The sequence below is a fragment of the Pseudomonas sp. 2024-210 genome, from assembly GCF_045062345.1.
Taxonomy (GTDB): domain Bacteria; phylum Pseudomonadota; class Gammaproteobacteria; order Pseudomonadales; family Pseudomonadaceae; genus Aquipseudomonas.
The window spans coordinates 427388-446584 of sequence record NZ_JBJGEJ010000003.1 but is presented as its reverse complement, the minus strand read 5'-3'; the positions used below and the strand labels follow the sequence as shown (position 1 = coordinate 446584).

The window sequence follows — 19197 nt, the reverse complement described above, 5'->3', positions numbered from 1 at the left end:
GCACCTCCCCAGTGTGCTCCCCCAACAAAGGAGGAGCATTGCGATACTCCACCGGCGTCTTCGATAAACGAATCGGACTGGCTACCTGCGGCACCAGCCCTGCTAATAGATGAGGCAACTCCAAAGCCAACCCCCGAGCCTGCACTTGAGGATCCGCAAACACTTGAGCCAAATCATTGACCGGCCCACAAGGCACGCCAACAGCTTCTAATTGCGCAACCCATTCAGCCGTCGTCTTAAAAACCGTAGCCTGGCGTATCAGTGGCACCAGCTCCTTACGATTGGCAACTCGCATCTTATTAGTGGAGAACCGCGGATCGTCAGCCCACTCCGCACACCCAGCCACCGCCGCGAACTTACGAAATTGACTGTCGTTACCCACCGTGAGAATGAAATCGCCATCCGCAGTAGGAAAATCCTGATAAGGCACGATATTCGGGTGCGCATTCCCAAGGCGCTGCGGCGCAACGCCTGTTGTCAGGTAATTCATCGCCTGATTCGCCAGACACGCCACTTGAACATCTAGCAGCGCCATGTCGATATGCTGCCCACCACCATCATGTTGACGATGAGCCAGCGCAGCCAGTATTGCGACAGTTGAATACAACCCGGTCAGAATATCCGTGAGTGCAACCCCTACCTTGACCGGACCGGCCCCCTCCTCACCCTCAGGCCGCCCAGTCAGGCTCATAAGCCCGCCCAAGCCTTGAATCATGAAGTCATAACCCGCCCGCTTAGCGTAAGGACCTGTCTGGCCAAACCCGGTGATAGAGCAGTAAATCAGTTCAGGATTCAGCGCACTAAGCGATGCATAGTCCAATCCATATGCCTCAAGCCCTCCAACCTTGAAGTTCTCGATGACGATATCCGACTTCGCAGCCAGTTCGCGCACCAATCGCTGACCTTCAGGCTTGGTAAAGTCGATAGTGACGGACTGCTTATTACGATTGGCCGACAAGTAATACGCCGCCTCACCCGTACTTTGGCCATTAGCGTCCTGTAGAAACGGAGGCCCCCAGGCACGCGTATCATCACCATTGCCCGGGCGCTCGACCTTGATCACTTCAGCACCCAAGTCCGCCAGGATCTGTCCCGCCCACGGCCCGGCCAATACCCGCGACAAATCCAACACCCGCAAATGCGATAAAGCACCCATGCGCTGCGCTCCTATTAATAGAACGCTTGAAGGCCGGTCTGCGCGCGCCCCAAAATCAACGCATGCACGTCATGTGTTCCCTCATAGGTATTGACCACCTCGAGATTGACCAGATGCCGTGCCACACCAAACTCATCAGAAATCCCATTGCCCCCCAGCATGTCCCGCGCCATACGGGCAATATCCAGCGACTTGCCACAGGAATTGCGCTTCATGATCGAGGTAATTTCAACTGCCGCCGTACCTTCATCTTTCATACGCCCCAAGCGCAGACAGCCTTGCAATGCCATCGTGATCTCGGTCTGCATATCTGCCAGCTTCTTCTGCACCAACTGCGTAGCTGCCAAAGGCCGCCCAAATTGCTTGCGATCCAGCGTGTATTGACGCGCGGTGTGCCAGCAGAATTCAGCGGCTCCCAATGCCCCCCACGCAATACCATAGCGAGCGGAGTTCAGGCAGGTAAAAGGCCCTTTGAGACCTCGCACATCCGGGAAGATGTTCTCTTCAGGGACAAACACATTGTCCATCACGATCTCGCCGGTGATTGATGCACGCAAACCCACCTTGCCGTGAATCGCCGGCGTGCTCAGACCTTTCCAGCCCTTTTCCAGCACAAAGCCACGAATATCACCCTCGTCATCTTTGGCCCACACCACAAACACATCAGCGATAGGACTGTTGGTGATCCACATCTTGGCGCCGGTCAGGCTGTAGCCTCCGTCCACCTTGCGCGCACGAGTCACCATCGCCCCAGGATCGGAACCGTGATCAGGCTCTGTCAGACCAAAACACCCAATCCATTCGCCCGATGCCAACTTAGGCAGATACTTCTGCTTCTGCGCTTCAGTACCGAACTCATTGATCGGCACCATGACCAAAGAGGACTGCACGCTCATCATCGAGCGATAACCCGAATCAACACGCTCGACCTCACGCGCAATTAATCCGTAACTGACGTAATTAAGACCGCTGCCACCGTACTGCTCTGGAATCATTGCACCGAGCAAGCCCGTCTCACCCATCTCGCGAAAAATCGCAGGGTCGGTCTTCTCATGACGGAAAGCCTCAAGTACGCGCGGTGCCAGCTTGTGCTGAGCGAATTGCTCGGCGCTGTCACGCACCATGCGCTCTTCTTCAGTGAGCTGCTGGTCGAGCAAAAGTGGATCAATCCAGTTGAAACTAGCCTTACCCGCCATGAGTGAACCCTCGCAAAATAGATCGAATATCGTCACTCGATCCTAGATTCCTCTATATAGAAGGACAAACGAGGATTCAGCACGGCCTTGTGATAATTTCTCACTCCATAACAAACAATAAAGCCATATCTGACGACCTTTTGTGAGGAAGCCGTACATGCGCCGAAAAATCCCCAGCACAACTGCCTTGATCAGCTTTGAAGCAGCGGCCCGCCACGAAAGCTTTACCAAGGCTGCCAACGAGCTTTCTCTTACTCAAGGCGCCATATGCAGACAAATTGCCAACCTTGAAGAGTTTCTGAGTGTGGAGCTGTTCAGACGCTCCAAGCGCGGGGTAAAACTGACCGAAGCGGGTTTGTCCTACAGTCGACGAGTAGCCACTCAACTTGATGCAGTCGAGCGCGACACGCTTTCGATCATGGGCCAGCAAGGTGCCAACGCCATTGAGCTGGCTGTTGTACCGACCTTCGGAACGCAATGGCTGCTACCACGCCTTAAAGACTTCCAACTCAAGCATCCGGATGTCACGGTCAACCTTACCAATCGCACCCGCCCCTTCCTGTTCGCCGACACCGACTTTGACGCCGCCATCTACTTTGGCGATGCAGATTGGTCCGGTACATCTTCCTACCGCCTGATGAGCGAAAACCCCGTCCCCGTCTGCCATCCCTCACTGCTAGGGGACCAGCAAAGCCTCAGCCCACAAGCGCTGGCCAACCTCCCCTTATTGCAACAGACCACCCGCCCCTATGCGTGGCGTCAGTGGTTTAACGCACAAGACATGAATGTGCCTCGCGACATGACAGGTCCGCGCTATGAACTATTCTCGATGCTTGCACAGGCGGCCATGCATCAAATGGGAGTCGCCCTGATCCCACCCTTTCTGATCCAGCGCGAACTGACTGAGAAACGCTTAGTGATTGCGCATGAGCTCAGCTTGCTCAGTAACAAGGGGTATTACTTGATAATCCCGGAAAGGAAAATAGAGTCCGCGTCACTGGACGCCTTCCGAGACTGGCTGATCAAACAAGCTGCTGTTTACAGCCCGCTTTAAAAGATACATCGTCCAGATAAATTAGGTAGTGAACATAAAAAACACACTACATATATAAGTAAATGTCGCATATCAGCATTCAATACCAATGTCTAGCTCGACATTGCTGAAGACCAGTAACCACGTGGCTTACAGGGGTATTTCTCAAAGTTATGCAGCGATAACTAAAAGAAATGTGAAAAAACACACCAATTCATTTATTAAAGCCAAGAGCCGCGTAGTTAAAGGCCTACAGCGATTCGTTGCGACATTCGGTCACGGCATGACTTGTAGTAAAGATGCCGTCATCCTCCATAAGTTCTTGAAGGGCTAAAAAATCGCCTGCATTATGCGGCGCCCCTCCTAAATTAAAGAGGGACCGTGCTGATCGGCCGCCCCAGACGCACCATCCGCAGTGCGCTGGCTTTCTTATAAAAGATCACGCAGGAGATATGACGTGCACATCGGTGTTCCTCTCGAAACCCAGAAGGGTGAAACGCGGGTTGCTGCAACCCCGGAAACCATCAAGAAGCTGATCGGCCAAGGCCATAAGGTGACTGTTCAACGTGGCGCCGGCATTAACGCCAGCGTGATTGACAGCGCCTATGAAGCCGCCGGCGCGACCATTGGCAGTGCAGCAGAGGCGTATAGCGCCGAGCTGGTATTGAAAGTCGTCGCCCCCAATGACAGCGAACTTGCCCTCATTAACAGTGGAACCGTGCTCATCGGCATGCTCAACCCGTTCAGCAATGAAACCATTGCTAAACTGGCCGAGCATGGCATCACAGCATTCTCCCTTGAGGCCGCTCCTCGGACTTCCCGCGCGCAAAGTCTGGATGTGCTGTCATCCCAAGCCAACATTGCTGGATACAAAGCCGTACTGGTTGCCGCTCACCACTACCCGCGCTTTATGCCAATGCTGATGACAGCGGCCGGGACGGTAAAAGCCGCTCGCGTCTTGATCTTGGGCGCAGGTGTTGCCGGCTTGCAGGCAATTGCGACAGCCAAGCGATTGGGCGCAGTGATTGAGGCATCAGACGTACGCCCTGCTGTAAAAGAGCAAATCGAATCTCTGGGCGCCAAATTTGTCGACGTGCCTTACGAAACCGATGAAGAGCGTGAATGCGCTGTCGGCGTAGGCGGGTATGCACGCCCAATGCCCGCCAGCTGGATGCAGCGCCAGGCACAGGCCGTACATGAGCGTGCCAAGCTGGCCGATATTGTCATCACCACGGCATTGATCCCGGGTCGCAAGGCTCCCGTGTTACTGAGTGCAGAAACCGTCGCTCAAATGAAGCCCGGCTCCGTCGTGATCGATTTAGCCGCCGCTCAAGGTGGCAACTGCCCGCTAACAGTTGCAGATGAGGTTGTGGTTGAGCATGGCGTGACCATCGTCGGCTACACCAACCTGCCGGCAATGGTTGCCGCAGACGCTTCTGCGCTCTATGCCCGCAACCTGCTGGATTTCCTCAAGCTGGTCTTCACACCTGAAGGGCAGTTCCAGATCAACCTTGAAGACGACATCGTCGCTGCGTGCCTGATGTGCCGCGACGGTCAAGTCGTGCGCAAAAACGGCTGAGGACAAAAACAATGGAAGAGCTCATCTCCCCCGGTATCTATAACCTGATCATCTTCGTGCTGGCCATTTATGTGGGTTATCACGTGGTCTGGAACGTCACCCCTGCGCTGCACACGCCGCTCATGGCCGTCACCAATGCCATCTCCGCCATCGTGATTGTGGGCGCCATGCTGGCCGCCGCATTGACCGTCACGCCACTGGGTAAAACCATGGGCACTCTGGCGGTGGCATTGGCCGCCGTTAACGTATTTGGTGGATTTTTGGTCACCCGGCGCATGCTGGAAATGTTCAAGAAAAAAGCACCTAAAGCCAAAGAAGAGGTGCGTAAGTCATGAGCATGAACCTGGTCACTGTTCTTTATCTGGTCGCATCCATTTGTTTCATTCAGGCCCTCAAAGGCCTGTCACACCCCACCACCTCACGCCGCGGCAACCTGTTCGGCATGCTAGGGATGGGCCTGGCAGTTATCACCACCGTCGGCCTGATCTACAAGCTGGGCGCGGAAATGGCCACGGCGGGAATTGGTTACGTGATTGTCGGCCTGCTGGTCGGCGGCACAGCCGGCTCGATCATGGCTAAACGTGTCGAAATGACCAAAATGCCAGAATTGGTTGCCTTCATGCACAGCATGATCGGCCTCGCAGCGGTCTTCATTGCGATCGCCGCCGTCGTCGAGCCGCAATCGTTGGGCATCGTTAAGCATTTGGGCGACGCCATCCCTGCAGGCAACCGTCTGGAACTGTTCTTGGGTGCGGCCATTGGTGCGATTACGTTCTCAGGCTCTGTGATTGCGTTCGGCAAGCTCTCGGGCAAATACAAGTTCCGCCTGTTTCAAGGCGCTCCCGTGCAATTCAGTGGTCAACACAAACTGAACCTGGTCTTGGGGCTGGTCACTCTCGGCCTGGGCATCACCTTTATGCTGACCGGCAACCTCTCTGCGTTCGCCCTGATGCTGGCTCTGGCGTTCGTACTGGGCGTGCTGATCATCATCCCGATTGGCGGCGCTGACATGCCGGTCGTGGTGTCGATGCTGAACAGCTACTCGGGCTGGGCAGCGGCCGGTATCGGTTTTTCGCTGAACAACTCGATGCTGATTATTGCCGGATCGTTGGTCGGCTCTTCGGGCGCGATCCTGTCATACATCATGTGTAAGGCGATGAACCGCTCGTTCTTCAACGTGATCCTTGGCGGCTTTGGTGGTGCAACCGACGTGGGCGGCCCGGCAGGCGCACAAGAAGCACGCCCGGTAAAATCCGGTTCAGCAGATGACGCAACCTTCCTGCTGACTAACGCCGATACGGTCATTATCGTTCCGGGTTACGGTCTGGCTGTGGCGCGGGCACAACATGCACTGAAAGAACTGACCGAAAAGCTGACCCATCGCGGCGTGACCGTTAAGTACGCGATTCACCCGGTTGCGGGCCGGATGCCTGGCCATATGAACGTGCTGCTGGCCGAGGCAGAAGTGCCTTACGATCAAGTGTTCGAAATGGAAGATATCAACTCCGAATTCGGTCAGGCTGATGTGGTTCTGGTGCTGGGCGCGAATGACGTGGTCAACCCGGCGGCCAAGAACGACCCGAAATCGCCGATTGCCGGTATGCCAATTCTTGAGGCTTACAAAGCCAAGACCGTCATCGTCAACAAACGCTCCATGGCCAGCGGCTATGCAGGTCTGGATAACGAGCTGTTTTATCTGGATAAAACCATGATGGTGTTCGGCGACGCCAAAAAAGTTATTGAAGATATGGTCAAAGCGGTCGAGTAACATCCTCGCCTCTTCAACACTGAAAACCCCGGCGCTAAAATTACCGGGGTTTTTTTATTTCCAGCAGGATGCCGACCAAAGGCTCTACCCCGCCCCAGACATTCGACCATGGTAGCGGGACGTGGGGCTTTGAAAATGAATAGACTGAGCATCTTGCTTCCGTTCCTCGAGATAACAATCCATGTACCGTGAACGTATTCGTCTGAACTCCCTACACGATAAGGTCATGAGCGCCGAAGAAGCCGCCGCCCTTATCCAAGATGGCATGACCGTCGGCATGAGCGGGTTCACCCGTGCCGGCGAAGCCAAAGCCGTCCCGCAAGCACTGGCCGAGCGCGCCAAGAAGTCGCCACTGAAAATCACGTTGATGACGGGCGCCAGCCTGGGTAACGATCTCGACAAACAGTTGACCGAAGCCGGTGTTCTGGCGCGTCGCATGCCGTTTCAGGTAGATAGCACTCTGCGCAAAGCCATCAATGCTGGCGAAGTGATGTTTATCGACCAGCATCTGTCCGAAACCGTTGAGCAACTGCGCAATAATCAGCTCAAGTTGCCGGACATCGCGGTTATCGAAGCCGTTGCTATTACAGAACAGGGTCATATTGTCCCGACTACATCGGTAGGTAACTCCGCCAGCTTCGCGATTTTCGCCAAGCAGGTAATCGTCGAAATCAACATGGCGCACAATCCGAATCTGGAAGGTCTGCACGACATCTACATTCCGACCTACCGCCCGACCCGTACGCCGATCCCGTTGGTGAAGGTCGATGACCGTATTGGCAGCACTGCCATTCCAATCCCGGCGGAAAAGATCGTCGCCATCGTTATCACTAACAAGCCGGACTCCCCGTCTACTGTGTCCGTGCCTGATAGCGAAACAGACGGTATCGCCTTCCACCTGATCAACTTCTTCAAGCAAGAAGTTGAAGCCGGGCGAATGACCAACAAACTGGGGCCACTGCAAGCCGGTATCGGCAACATCGCCAACGCGGTGATGTGCGGCCTGATCGACTCGCCGTTCGAAGACCTGACCATGTACTCAGAAGTGCTGCAGGATTCGACCTTCGACTTGATTGACGCCGGCAAGATGAGCTTCGCATCGGGCAGTTCCATCACGCTGTCGGAACGTCGTAACTCGGACGTGTTCGGCAATCTGGAGCGTTACAAAGACAAACTGGTCCTGCGCCCACAAGAGATCTCCAATCACCCAGAAGTGGTTCGTCGTCTGGGCATTATTGGTATCAACACGGCGCTGGAGTTCGACATCTACGGTAACGTCAACTCCACTCACGTTTGCGGGACGCGGATGATGAACGGCATCGGCGGCTCGGGGGACTTTGCCCGTAACGCACACCTGGCGATCTTCGTCACCAAGTCGATTGCCAAGGCAGGTGCCATTTCCAGCGTGGTACCCATGGTCAGCCACGTCGACCACACCGAGCATGACGTGGATATCCTGGTGACTGAACAAGGCTTGGCCGACTTGCGTGGCCTGGCACCGCGTGAGCGCGCACGCGTCATCATCGACAACTGTGTGCACCCGGACTTCCGCGATGCGTTGAACGATTACTTCACCAAGGCCTGCGCCATCGGCGGACACACACCGCATATCCTGCGTGAGGCACTGAGCTGGCACATCAATCTGGAAGAAACCGGGAAAATGTTGCCGTAACACCTGTTCTAGACAGCCGCTGACAAAAACATTGTTTTTGCAGCGGCTTTTTTATGGTTACCGTCAAAAACTGTACTGCTGTACTGGTCCATTCCGCAGAAGAACACCCCCAAAACCTTCATAAAATCCCAATTTCGCACCAAACAAGTGCAGACAGGTACAGTTGTGCCCATTTGGAGCCATACAGCACTCGTAAACAGTTAACTGGCCCATTGCAATACAGATGAACTGTATCTACTGAGTCTGGACATAGAGGAGGATCATTGGCATCAGTTAAACCACTAGCCAATGCCGCCACAAGCGGAAGGATGCCGACATGGAACGTACACTCAGTTCCGATCTGTTCAACGAAAGCAATGCTGTAAACACCCAGGCTTCAATGCCTCTGCGCGTACTTGCCAACCTGATGTTGTGGCAGCGCCGTATCTCCAGCCGCCATCAACTGGCCCGTCTGGACTCGCGTCTTCTGGCTGACGCCGGGATTAGCGAAGCACAACGCTACGAAGAGTTGAGCAAGCCGTTCTGGCGCTAAACAGCGCTCGCTGGCCCTGACCACCGGTCCACAGCCAGCACCCTGAATTGAAAAAACAAAACCCGTCGCGGGTAACCGCTGACGGGTTTTGTCGTTTTGGGGAGCCCATACGGTGAGATAATCCACGACAGGTACAGTTTTATACTTATTGAAATGGCACAAGTACAGTTTGCGTAATGGCTGATCTAGAGCACATTGCCTACAGCAAAAAGTAAAACTATCTTTGCTATGCGCAGGTGTACGCCTACTATTCGAGTTGAAGTTGCCTATTCTAATAAGCTCATGTTCTGGAGTTTCACCATGCCCACTCTTCGCCTTCTCAGCGCCGCAGCATTATTGACCCTGGCCGCAGGCGCCAACGCCTCCAGCTTTATCGTCACCACAGACGCTATCGTGGGCACACTCAAGCAAACGACAGACTTGACCTCCGATGCTACAGGCTCGTTTCGTGACAACAAGATTGTCCGTGCTGCCCGTGACGATGCCGCCAGCTTCGTGGCCAGCGAAGGGGGCGTTCGCGGCGTGAGACTTGAGAGCGCGTTCGAATTCATCCGTCAGCAAGCACCTCAGTTGCAAGCCACTGACGCACAACTGGCTCAGGCGATTCTGACGATCTGATTCTGTAAGTTGTAGCCGCGGCTAAACGCTGCGGCTACTTAACCTTACGCCTTACTGGTTCTACTGCTAGCCTTGAGCCTCATTTAAACAGCCTTGAGAGCCATGCGTTTTTTCTTACTGCCCCTATTCATACTCTGCTGCATTCCATCAGCCTTCGCCTTCGATCTGACCACCCAGAATGTGGTGCTCAGTGCATACGTCACCAGCAAAGTGACTTCTGCGCCTTTCGATCAAAAACTAATACGTGCCGCCCAGGACGATGCCGCCGTCTTTGTTGCCACTGATGGCACATGTCGCGGCTCAAAGCTGGAATCCGCCTTGCACTATTTGCACACTACTCAGCCAAAATTGAATGCCAGTGACCTTGAACTGGCACAAGCAATTCTCGTCCAATAAATACCCGTGTTTTCTGGAGAAGTTTCATGCGTAGCCCTTTAATTGTTGCCACCCTTGGCCTGTTGCTGCTCGCGGAAGTCGCACACGCGCAGACCGTTGTGCAGACCAGTAACATCATTGTTCGGGCTTTTGGTCGTACCATCGACTTCACCTCTGACACCACCACCTCCATTCGCGACTCGAAGGTCGTGCGCGAAGCCCACGACGACGCCGCCACTTTCGTAGCCAGCAAAGGCGAGATTCGCGGGGTACAGTTGGAGTCAGCCTTTAATACATTGCGCGACCGTGTACCTGAGGCTCGCAACGCCAGCGACCAAGCACTCGCCGAAGCCATCCTCGCACTGTGAGGCCGATAATGCGGTGGCTCGCCGCCTGTGGCCTGCTGCTTACCCTTGGCAGCGCTCAAGCCGCTCTGCATCTGAAACTCAAGAGCGAGGGCCTTAGCCCGGCCGAACAGCAGGCCAGCCAAGCCCTGCTGGATGAAGCCATGCAGAGCCTGCCACCGCGCTTTGTCGAGCAACTGGATCGTCAGATTCTAGTGGGCTGGACCGATGACATGCCGAGTAACGCCTATGGACAGGCGTCTCTGGTGTCTGAACTTGACCTCAATCGCAAGTTACTGGCGGGGCTGACAGACGGATCAGCTGCAACCCAGCTGACCCAGCGCCCGCATGGCACTGTTCGTCGCGAATTACTCGCCACCGTACTGCATGAATTGACCCACTTATATGACCGCGCCCGCCTCTGGCCTGCCACACAACGGACTTTGATCCAGCGTTGCACTCGACAAAGCAGCAGTGCTGGCTTGATTGGCTTGCCCGATGAGTGCCGGGGTCAAACCGAACGACGCTTTACCCTCAGTGATGACCCTCGACTGCTGGACCTTGCCGGATGGCAGCAATACGTAGGCCGCCGTGGCGAACGCGAGCAAGATAACCACCAGATTGTGCGCAGTCCCGATCTGTACGAAGTCACCAACCCCAAAGAATTTGTAGCGGTCAATATGGAGTACTTTCTCCTTGACCCGGCCTACGCATGCCGTCGCCCGGCCCTGTATCGCTACTACAAAGCACATTTCGGCTGGGCGCCTGCCGATAAAGACCCGTGCCCAAAGGCATTCGCGTTTCTTAATGCCGGCAACGACTTTGGCAAACAGCCATTGGGCACCGTCGATCCCGAGCGTGTATATGCCGTTGACTACTTGCTGGCAGAAGCCAACCAAGAGTGGGCCAGCCGCTGGGGCCACAGCATGTTGCGCCTGGTGATCTGTGCTCCTGGCCGCCCACGTGGCCCCGACTGCCGCCTGGACTTGCAGGAACACTTGGTGTTGTCCTACCGCGCATTCGTAAATGACGTACAGCTTTCAAGCTGGGATGGTCTGACGGGGGCGTACCCGTCACGGCTGTTCGTGCTGCCCTTGGCGCAAGTCATCGATGAGTACACCAAGACAGAATTGCGCAGCCTGGCTTCTGTGCCGCTCAATCTAAATCGCTCTGAAATTGAAGAGGTGGTCGAGCACGCCGCCGAGATGCATTGGAGTTACGACGGCGATTATTACTTTGTTTCCAATAACTGTGCGGTTGAGACCCTCAAACTGTTGCGCAGTGGTAGCGGCAACACTCAACTCCAGGGCTTGGACAGCATCATGCCCAATGGTCTGCTTGAAGTGCTCAAAGCTCGCGGGCTGGCAGACACCAGCGTGCTGGATGATCCGAAAGAAGCGCTGCGTTTAGGTTATCGGTTCGACTCCTACCGAGACCGTTATCAGGCCATGTTTGACGTGCTAAAGACCCGGTTGCCGATCAAGCAGGACAACGTTGATGACTGGCTGGCCTTGAACGCAGATGAGCGCAGGCCCTGGATCGAACAGGCGGATATACGCGCCAGCGCAGCGCTATTGTTGCTGGAGCAAGCCGGCTTCAGGCGCCAGTTGCTGCTGGCTCAGGACGAGGTTAAACAGAAGTACCTGGGGGCCCGCGGAATCAAAGATGGCGGCATGGATAAAGCCAACAAAACCTTGCAAGAAATTCTGGCCAGTAGCGGTTTTCTCAGTCGCCCGGCCGAATTACTGGGCAGCAGTGGCTATGGTCTGCCACAAGCCAAAGAGTGGGAAATGCTTGAGTCCGAGAGCAGCCAGCGCCAGCAACAACTGCTGCGCCTGACCGGTGATTTGGACAAAGAGGTGCGCAGCTTGCTGGAGCCATCTCGTGCCGCTGAAATTGCCGCCACTGAAGCCAACGTCAAACAGATTGGTGAACACCTGCGAGCGCTGCATAAAGCTTCTGGTGGATTGCAGTTGCCTTGAACTGAACACCTGCAGTTGATGCCGCAAGCTGCGATGGGTTGCGTAGTAACCCGCTTTATTAAATCCAAAGCGAAGGTACTGCGGACCTTATCGCAGCCTGCGGCAGCGGCTACACCCTTTGGGTAACGATGTTACGCACCCGGTACGAAGTGCTTTTGCGCCGTACCGAAGGCAATCAGCCGCGACAGGTAGTTCATTTTCTCGGCATCCTGATCCACAAACCGAAACGTCAATTGAAGCCAGTCGCTGTCGGGCTTGGGTTCGAAAGCCATAATGGCATGCAGGTAACCATTTAAACGCGCCACCTCGGCGTTCTCGCCTTGCTCAAGGTCCAATACCGCACTCGCCAGCACCTGTGGCAGCACATCGCCACGACGTACAACCAGCAACGCCTCCTTCAAGCTCAACGCCTTGATCACGCACGTCAACGCTCCGTTAGGCAGCCGGAGCTGTCCCTGACCGCGGCCTGACAGCGGTTGCGCGGCAGCGGGCGGCGAGGTAGGTGCTGCCGGAGCCGCAGCAGGACGTACAGCAGGCGCAACCACTTGAGCCTTGCCACCCGTCAGGGCATTCAACGAGTCATTAGCGAACCCGGTACTGGTACGAACAGGCGCGCTGCTCATCACTGCATCCAGTAAGCCCGCTTTGGTGAACGCCTTCTTCACTTTGGTCAGCAATTGCTCATTGGTAAAAGGCTTGCTAACGAAGTCAGAAACACCGGCCTGAATGGCCTGAATCACGTTTTCTTTATCACCACGACTGGTGACCATGATGAAGGGCAAGGTTTTCAGGTGATCTTGCTCCCGGCACCACGTCAGTAACTCAAGACCCGACATCTCCGGCATTTCCCAATCACACAGCACCAGGTCGAACGACTCGCGGGCCAGCAGCGCTTGTGCTTTGCGGCCGTTGACGGCGTCTTCGATCCTGATGCCCGGAAAATAATTACGCAGGCAATTCTTAATCAGATCGCGAATAAACGACGCATCATCCACCACCAGCACACTGACCTTGCTCATCGACTGCTCCTTGAAATTCCGACCACCATGCGCCAAATGATAGCCATGTGCCTTGAATATAAACGCCGAAAAGCAAAACGCCCGGCATTAAGCCGGGCGTTTTTTGACTCGGGCAGTCTTATTTATCGTCAGCCAGGGGCACAACATGAGCGTTATCCCCGCGCGTACCTTCAACTTCTTGCTTCATGCGCTTAAGGCCCATATGCCGAACGTCGGTACCGCGCACCAGATAAATCACCAGCTCGGAGATATTGCGGGCGTGGTCGCCGATGCGCTCCAGCGAACGCAGCACCCAGATAATGCTCAAGACACGCGAAATAGAGCGCGGGTCTTCCATCATGTAGGTGGCTAACTCACGCAGTGCTGTCTTGTATTCGCGGTCGATGATCTTGTCGTATTGCGCCACTGAGAGGGCCAAATCGGCGTCGAAGCGGGCAAATGCATCCAGTGCATCACGCACCATGTTGCGCACCTGATCGCCGATGTGCCGCACTTCAACGTAGCCACGCGGTGCTTCACCTTCTTCACACAATTGGATCGCACGGCGAGCAATTTTGGTCGCCTCATCACCAATGCGCTCCAGATCGATCACCGATTTGGAAATGCTGATGATCAAGCGCAAGTCAGAGGCCGCAGGCTGTCGACGGGCCAGAATGCGCAGGCACTCTTCGTCGATGTTGCGCTCCATCTGATTGATCTGGTCATCGATCTCACGTACCTGCTGCGCCAAACCCGAATCGGCCTCGATCAACGCCGTGACCGCATCGTTAACCTGTTTCTCGACCAGACCACCCATTGCCAGCAAGTGGCTGCGTACGTCTTCGAGCTCCGCATTGAACTGCGCGGAAATGTGATGGGTGAGGCCATCCTTTGAAATCATGGGTTTGCTCCGCAAAAGCCTCAAGCGACAAGCTTCAAGCTACAAGTTAATGGTGTCGTTACGCCGTTCTGCTTTCTCGTGCCGCTAGAAGCTAACGGCTTAGCAGCTGCGTCTAGCCATATCGACCGGTGATGTAGTCTTCGGTTTGTTTTTTGGCCGGATTGGTGAACAAGGTATCGGTGTCACCGTATTCCACCATTTTGCCCATGTACATGAACGCGGTGTAATCCGACACCCGTGCCGCCTGCTGCATGTTGTGGGTCACGATGACGATGGTGAACTTGGACTTGAGCTCATAAATCAACTCTTCGACTTTCAGCGTCGAAATCGGGTCCAGTGCGGAACACGGCTCATCAAGCAACAACACTTCAGGCTCGACCGCGATGGTACGGGCAATCACCAGACGCTGTTGTTGACCGCCGGATAAGCCCAGCGCCGAGTCATGCAGGCGGTCTTTGACTTCGTCCCACAAGGCGGCCCCTTTAAGCGCCCACTCAACGGCTTCATCGAGGATGCGCTTTTTGTTGATGCCCTGAATCCGCAGACCGTACACCACGTTTTCGTAGATGGTCTTGGGAAACGGGTTCGGCTTTTGGAACACCATCCCGACACGACGACGCAGCTCGGCCACGTCTTCGCCCTTGCGGTAAATGTTATTACCGTACAGGTTGATTTCACCTTCAACACGGCAGCCATCAACCAGGTCGTTCATGCGGTTAAAGGTACGCAACAAGGTGGACTTGCCGCAGCCCGACGGGCCGATAAACGCCGTCACCCGTTGTTTCGGGATGTTCAGGTTAACGTCGAACAGTGCCTGCTTATCGCCGTAGTAAAGATTCAGGCCCGGCACTTCAATGGCGACTTCTTCATTTTCCAGGTTCAGGCTCTGTTTGGTGCGACCCAGGGCAGACATATTAATGCCGTGGGTTGAGGTTTCATGCTGCATGGTCTCACTCCGTTCGTAGCTGCAAGCTTCGAGCTGCAAGCTGCAAGTTTTGAGCAAAAGCGGCGGCGGCATTGACTTGCCGTTGGTAGCTTGCCGCTTGAGGCTTATCTATTAGCTTTCCAGCGCTTTGTACTTCTCGCGCAGGTGGTTACGTATCCACACGGCCGACAAGTTGAGCGTTGCAATCACCATGACCAGCAACAGCGCCGTCGCATAAACCAACGGGCGTGCCGCTTCAACGTTCGGGCTCTGGAACCCGACGTCATAAATATGGAAGCCCAAGTGCATGATTTTTTGATCAAGGTGCAAATAGGGGTAGTTGCCATCCAGCGGCAACGACGGTGCCAGTTTGACCACGCCCACCAGCATCAAGGGCGCCACTTCACCCGCGGCACGGGCAACGGCGAGGATCATGCCGGTCATCATGGCCGGGCTGGCCATAGGCAGCACGATCTTCCACAAGGTCTCAGATTTGGTCGCACCCAGCGCCAGCGAACCTTCGCGTACGGTACGCGGGATACGCGCCAGCCCTTCCTCAGTGGCCACGATGACCACAGGCACTGCCAAGAGCGCCAATGTCAACGAAGCCCACATCAGGCCTGGCGTACCAAAGGTCGGCGCTGGCAAGGCCTCGGCGAAGAACAGGCGGTCCACAGAGCCGCCCAGTACGTAGACAAAGAAGCCCAGACCGAACACCCCGTACACAATCGCCGGCACACCCGCCAAGTTGTTGACCGCGATCCGGATTACACGGGTCAGGGTGTTCTGCTTCGCATATTCGCGCAGGTACACCGCTGCGAGCACGCCGAACGGCGTCACGATCACCGCCATAATCAACGTCATCATTACCGTGCCGAAAATCGCCGGGAAAATGCCGCCTTCGGTGTTGGCTTCACGCGGGTCTTCGCTAAGGAATTCCCAGATGTTGCTGAAATACATGGCCAGCTTCTGCCAGCTGTTCATGGCGTTCGGTTGATAAGCCTTAACCACTTTGCCAATGCTGATTTCCAGCTCTTTGCCGTTGGCATCGCGGGCCGTCAGGCTGTCGCGATTGAATTGTGCGTGCAAGTCGCCCAAGCGGTCTTCAATGGCTTTGTAACGCGCATTGAGTTCGGCGCGCTCGCTTTCCATGTCTGCCTGAGCCTGTGGCGTGAGCTTGCCTTCCAGCTCCAGCTTGCGACCATGCAGGCGGATACGCTCTAGCCCATAGTTGATGGCGCCAATGTCTTTCTTTTCCAGCTGGCTCAGTTGTTTGGCCAGGTCATTGACGCGCTTGACCCTGGCTTGCAGCTCTGGCCACGCAGCAGCGCCTTCAGCGACCACCTTGCCGTCTTCTTTCACATTGACCAGGTAACCGTAGAAGTTGCCCCATTCGCGGCGCTCAATGGCCAAAAGTTCAGGCGGCGTGGTCTGGTTGGTCAACCACTCGCCCACCACCCAGGTAAAGTCGTTACCGTTGAGGTCGCGGTTGCCCACCTTGATCAGCTCGCGGGTCATAAACTCGGGGCCTTGATCAGGGACGGGTAGACCGGCACTTTTGAGGCGTTCGCGTGGTACTTCTTCCTTTTGCACCACTTCGCCCAGCACCACGTGATTGGCAGAGCCCGGCACGTTGTATTGCGCCAGCACCAGATCAGCAGGCCAGAAATGCCCCAGCCCGCGCACGGCGATCACCGCCAGCAAGCCAATGGTCATGATCACCGCCAGCGACACCGCACCACCGCTGATCCACACACCGGGAGCGCCGCTCTTGAACCAACCTTTGAGGGAATTCTGTTTCACAGACTTCTACCTTCCTTAAAGCGACGAATATTTCTTGCGCAGACGCTGACGAATCAGCTCGGCAAGTGTGTTCATGATGAAGGTGAATAACAGCAGTACCAGCGCCGAGAGGAACAGCACGCGGTAGTGACTGCCGCCCACTTCCGACTCCGGCATCTCCACCGCCACGTTCGCCGCCAAGGTGCGCAGACCTTCGAAGAGGTTCATTTCCATGACTGGCGTGTTGCCCGTGGCCATCAACACGATCATGGTCTCGCCCACGGCGCGGCCCATGCCGATCATCAGTGCCGAGAAAATCCCCGGGCTGGCGGTCAGGATGACCACGCGGGTCATGGTCTGCCACGGTGTGGCGCCCAGTGCCAACGAACCCAGGGTCAGGCCGCGCGGCACGCTGAACACGGCATCTTCAGCGATCGAGTAAATGTTGGGGATGACCGCAAAGCCCATCGCCAAACCCACCACCAACGCGTTGCGCTGATCGTAAGTGATGCCCAGGTCGTGAGAGATCCACAGGCGCATGTCGCCACCGAAGAACCACGCTTCCATAAACGGGCTCATGTACAGCGACAACCAGCCAATAAAGAGGATAACCGGGATCAGAATCATGCTTTCCCAGCCATCCGGCACGCGCAGGCGGATCGACTCAGGCAGGCGGCTCCAGGCGAAGCCCGCGACCAGGATACCGATGGGCAGCAGCATCAGCAGACTGAAAATCCCGGGCAAGTGGCCTTCTACGTACGGCGCCAGAAACAGGCCGGCAAAGAAGCCCAGAATTACCGTCGGCATCGCTTCCATCAATTCAATGACCGGCTTGACCTTGCGGCGCAGGCTCGGGGCCATGAAGTAAGCGGTATAGATGGCCGCCGCAACGGCAAGCGGCGCCGCCAGTAGCATGGCGTAGAACGCCGCCTTCAATGTGCCGAAGGTCAACGGTGCCAAGCTCATCTTCGGTTCGAAGTCGGTGTTGGCAGCCGTCGATTGCCACACGTATTTAGGTTCGTCGTAGTTTTCGTACCAGACCTTGCTCCATAACGCGCTCCAGGAGACTTCGGGGTGCGGGTTTTTCAGCGTCAGGGGGACGAGCTTGCCGCCCTCTTCTACGATGATGCGGTTGGCACGGGGCGACAGCGCCATGATGCCCGGGCCTTCAGCCACCTTTTCAACCAGCAGGGTGCGGTGCGCCGTGCTGTGGAACACACCGATTTCACCGGCCGCATCCAGAGCCAGGAAGCCCTTGCGGCGCTGTTCGGCCGTGATCTCAACGATCGGTGAAGTGCCCATCTGGAAACTACGGATATGCTTGAAGCGTTGCTCGCCATCCGGATCGCGGGCCATAAACCACTGGCTCAGACCGCCCCTGGAATCGCCGAAGATCAACGAGATGCCACCTACTAACTGGGTGCTGGCGGTGATTTCGGTCGTGGCGTCATCGACCAGTTTGTACCGGCCGTTGAGGCTCTTGTCTCGCAGGCTGAACACATCGGCTTGCGCGCGACCGTTGATCACATACAACCATTGCTGGCGCGGGTCGACGTAGAGGGCTTTCACCTGCTCAGTCATCTGCGGCAGGTCAATGCGGGTCTCGGAGTTCGTCACCTCGCCGGTCATCATGTTTTCTTCGCTGGCCAGCGACACCACATTCAGCTGCGCGCCCGTGGAGCCCGCCAGCACCAGCGTCGAATCGTTGACGCTCAGGTTAACGTGATCCAGCGGACGCCCTTGCGGGTCGAGCGCAATTGGCGCTTCGCCATAGGGGTATTCAACGGCCGGGGTGATGGTCTTTTTTCCGTCCGGATAGCTGACCCGGTAAGTGTGGCGGAACACCAGCGCCTGACCATTGGACAAGCCGAGCGCCACCACCGGGTTACCCGGTTGGTCCTCACCAATCGATGTGACGTGCGTGTCAGCCGGCAGCGGCAAATTGACCCGTGACAGCTCATCGCCATTCTTCACGTTGAAGAACAACACCAAGCCCTTGTCCGAGACCCGCATACCCACCTGATTCTGCTCCTCGACGGAGAGCATCAGCGGCTTGCCGGCATCTTGCATCCACACCGGAGTCATCGCCTGTTTGGTCGTGAGGTCTGCGCCCTGAAACAAAGGGAAAACCACATAGCCAAGGAAGAAGAAAATAAGGGTGATTGCACCGAGCACGGCTAGACCGCCGACAAACACATACCAGCGGGTCAGGTGATCTTTAAGCGCGCGAATGCGCCGCTTGCGTTGCAGTTCAGGCGTATTGAAATCAATGCGCTTGGGAGCGGAAGTCGTAGTCATTGGGGAATTGGCCAGATCATTCATGCGCACACCCTAGC

The 19197-nt window shown here is 55.9% G+C and carries 17 protein-coding genes; 10 read left to right on the top strand and 7 right to left on the bottom strand.

Translation table 11 applies throughout. The features are described from left to right. A partial coding sequence (locus ACI7MX_RS06755; RefSeq protein WP_405634560.1) for a CaiB/BaiF CoA transferase family protein occupies positions 1-1156 on the bottom strand: 1156 nt, incomplete at its 3' end. A gap of 14 nt (positions 1157-1170) precedes the next feature. Continuing rightward, positions 1171-2352, bottom strand: coding sequence for an acyl-CoA dehydrogenase (locus tag ACI7MX_RS06750; RefSeq protein WP_122783571.1), 1182 nt, complete (start codon positions 2350-2352; stop codon positions 1171-1173). Between the two features lie 157 nt (positions 2353-2509). Between ACI7MX_RS06750 and ACI7MX_RS06745 the strand changes: the two genes are divergently transcribed. The 10 genes from ACI7MX_RS06745 (at position 2510) to ACI7MX_RS06700 (ending at position 12255) form a co-directional block, all read left to right on the top strand. Next, positions 2510-3406: a LysR family transcriptional regulator gene (locus ACI7MX_RS06745; protein WP_405583896.1), complete on the top strand. Its 897-nt coding sequence runs from the start codon at positions 2510-2512 to the stop codon at positions 3404-3406. A gap of 436 nt (positions 3407-3842) precedes the next feature. Next, on the top strand, positions 3843-4964 hold the full coding sequence (locus tag ACI7MX_RS06740) for a Re/Si-specific NAD(P)(+) transhydrogenase subunit alpha (RefSeq protein WP_314491207.1): 1122 nt from the start codon (positions 3843-3845) through the stop codon (positions 4962-4964). Between the two features lie 11 nt (positions 4965-4975). Next, a complete protein-coding gene (locus tag ACI7MX_RS06735) occupies positions 4976-5299 on the top strand; it encodes an NAD(P) transhydrogenase subunit alpha (RefSeq protein WP_048381665.1) in 324 nt (107 codons plus the stop codon). Beyond that, the gene (locus tag ACI7MX_RS06730) at positions 5296-6732 is read left to right on the top strand and encodes an NAD(P)(+) transhydrogenase (Re/Si-specific) subunit beta (RefSeq protein ID WP_314491212.1); all 1437 of its coding nucleotides are present in this window, start codon (positions 5296-5298) and stop codon (positions 6730-6732) included. Before ACI7MX_RS06735 ends, ACI7MX_RS06730 begins: the two co-directional genes overlap by 4 nt. Before the next feature lie 181 nt (positions 6733-6913). After that, positions 6914-8404: an acetyl-CoA hydrolase/transferase family protein gene (locus tag ACI7MX_RS06725; RefSeq protein ID WP_314491215.1), complete on the top strand. Its 1491-nt coding sequence runs from the start codon at positions 6914-6916 to the stop codon at positions 8402-8404. Between the two features lie 316 nt (positions 8405-8720). Further along, on the top strand, positions 8721-8936 hold the full coding sequence (locus tag ACI7MX_RS06720; RefSeq protein WP_122783566.1) for a DUF1127 domain-containing protein: 216 nt from the start codon (positions 8721-8723) through the stop codon (positions 8934-8936). A 300-nt stretch (positions 8937-9236) separates the two neighbouring features. Then, positions 9237-9554 (top strand): DUF2388 domain-containing protein, encoded by a 318-nt coding sequence (locus tag ACI7MX_RS06715; RefSeq protein WP_314491220.1) that lies wholly within the window; start codon positions 9237-9239, stop codon positions 9552-9554. Positions 9555-9656: 102 nt separating this feature from the next. Then, positions 9657-9950: a DUF2388 domain-containing protein gene (locus tag ACI7MX_RS06710; RefSeq protein WP_314491223.1), complete on the top strand. Its 294-nt coding sequence runs from the start codon at positions 9657-9659 to the stop codon at positions 9948-9950. Between the two features lie 26 nt (positions 9951-9976). After that, on the top strand, positions 9977-10297 hold the full coding sequence (locus ACI7MX_RS06705; RefSeq protein ID WP_314491226.1) for a DUF2388 domain-containing protein: 321 nt from the start codon (positions 9977-9979) through the stop codon (positions 10295-10297). An 8-nt stretch (positions 10298-10305) separates the two neighbouring features. Next, positions 10306-12255 (top strand): DUF4105 domain-containing protein, encoded by a 1950-nt coding sequence (locus ACI7MX_RS06700; RefSeq protein ID WP_405583905.1) that lies wholly within the window; start codon positions 10306-10308, stop codon positions 12253-12255. Positions 12256-12386: 131 nt separating this feature from the next. On the opposite strand, the gene ACI7MX_RS06695 is transcribed toward ACI7MX_RS06700, so the two are convergent. The 5 genes from ACI7MX_RS06695 to ACI7MX_RS06675 all read right to left on the bottom strand — a co-directional run bounded on the left by ACI7MX_RS06695 (position 12387) and on the right by ACI7MX_RS06675 (position 19183). Beyond that, the gene (locus ACI7MX_RS06695; RefSeq protein ID WP_314491232.1) at positions 12387-13274 is read right to left on the bottom strand and encodes a response regulator; all 888 of its coding nucleotides are present in this window, start codon (positions 13272-13274) and stop codon (positions 12387-12389) included. Positions 13275-13392: 118 nt separating this feature from the next. Next, positions 13393-14154: a phosphate signaling complex protein PhoU gene (gene phoU, locus ACI7MX_RS06690; RefSeq protein WP_314491233.1), complete on the bottom strand. Its 762-nt coding sequence runs from the start codon at positions 14152-14154 to the stop codon at positions 13393-13395. Positions 14155-14266: 112 nt separating this feature from the next. Then, complete coding sequence (gene pstB, locus ACI7MX_RS06685) at positions 14267-15100, bottom strand: phosphate ABC transporter ATP-binding protein PstB (RefSeq protein WP_122783559.1); 834 nt, start codon at positions 15098-15100, stop codon at positions 14267-14269. A 111-nt stretch (positions 15101-15211) separates the two neighbouring features. Continuing rightward, positions 15212-16882 (bottom strand): phosphate ABC transporter permease PstA, encoded by a 1671-nt coding sequence (pstA, locus tag ACI7MX_RS06680; RefSeq protein ID WP_405583910.1) that lies wholly within the window; start codon positions 16880-16882, stop codon positions 15212-15214. A 15-nt stretch (positions 16883-16897) separates the two neighbouring features. Further along, entirely contained in the window at positions 16898-19183 is a 2286-nt protein-coding gene (locus ACI7MX_RS06675) for an ABC transporter permease subunit (protein WP_405583913.1), read from the bottom strand. Positions 19184-19197: the final 14 nt, after the last annotated feature.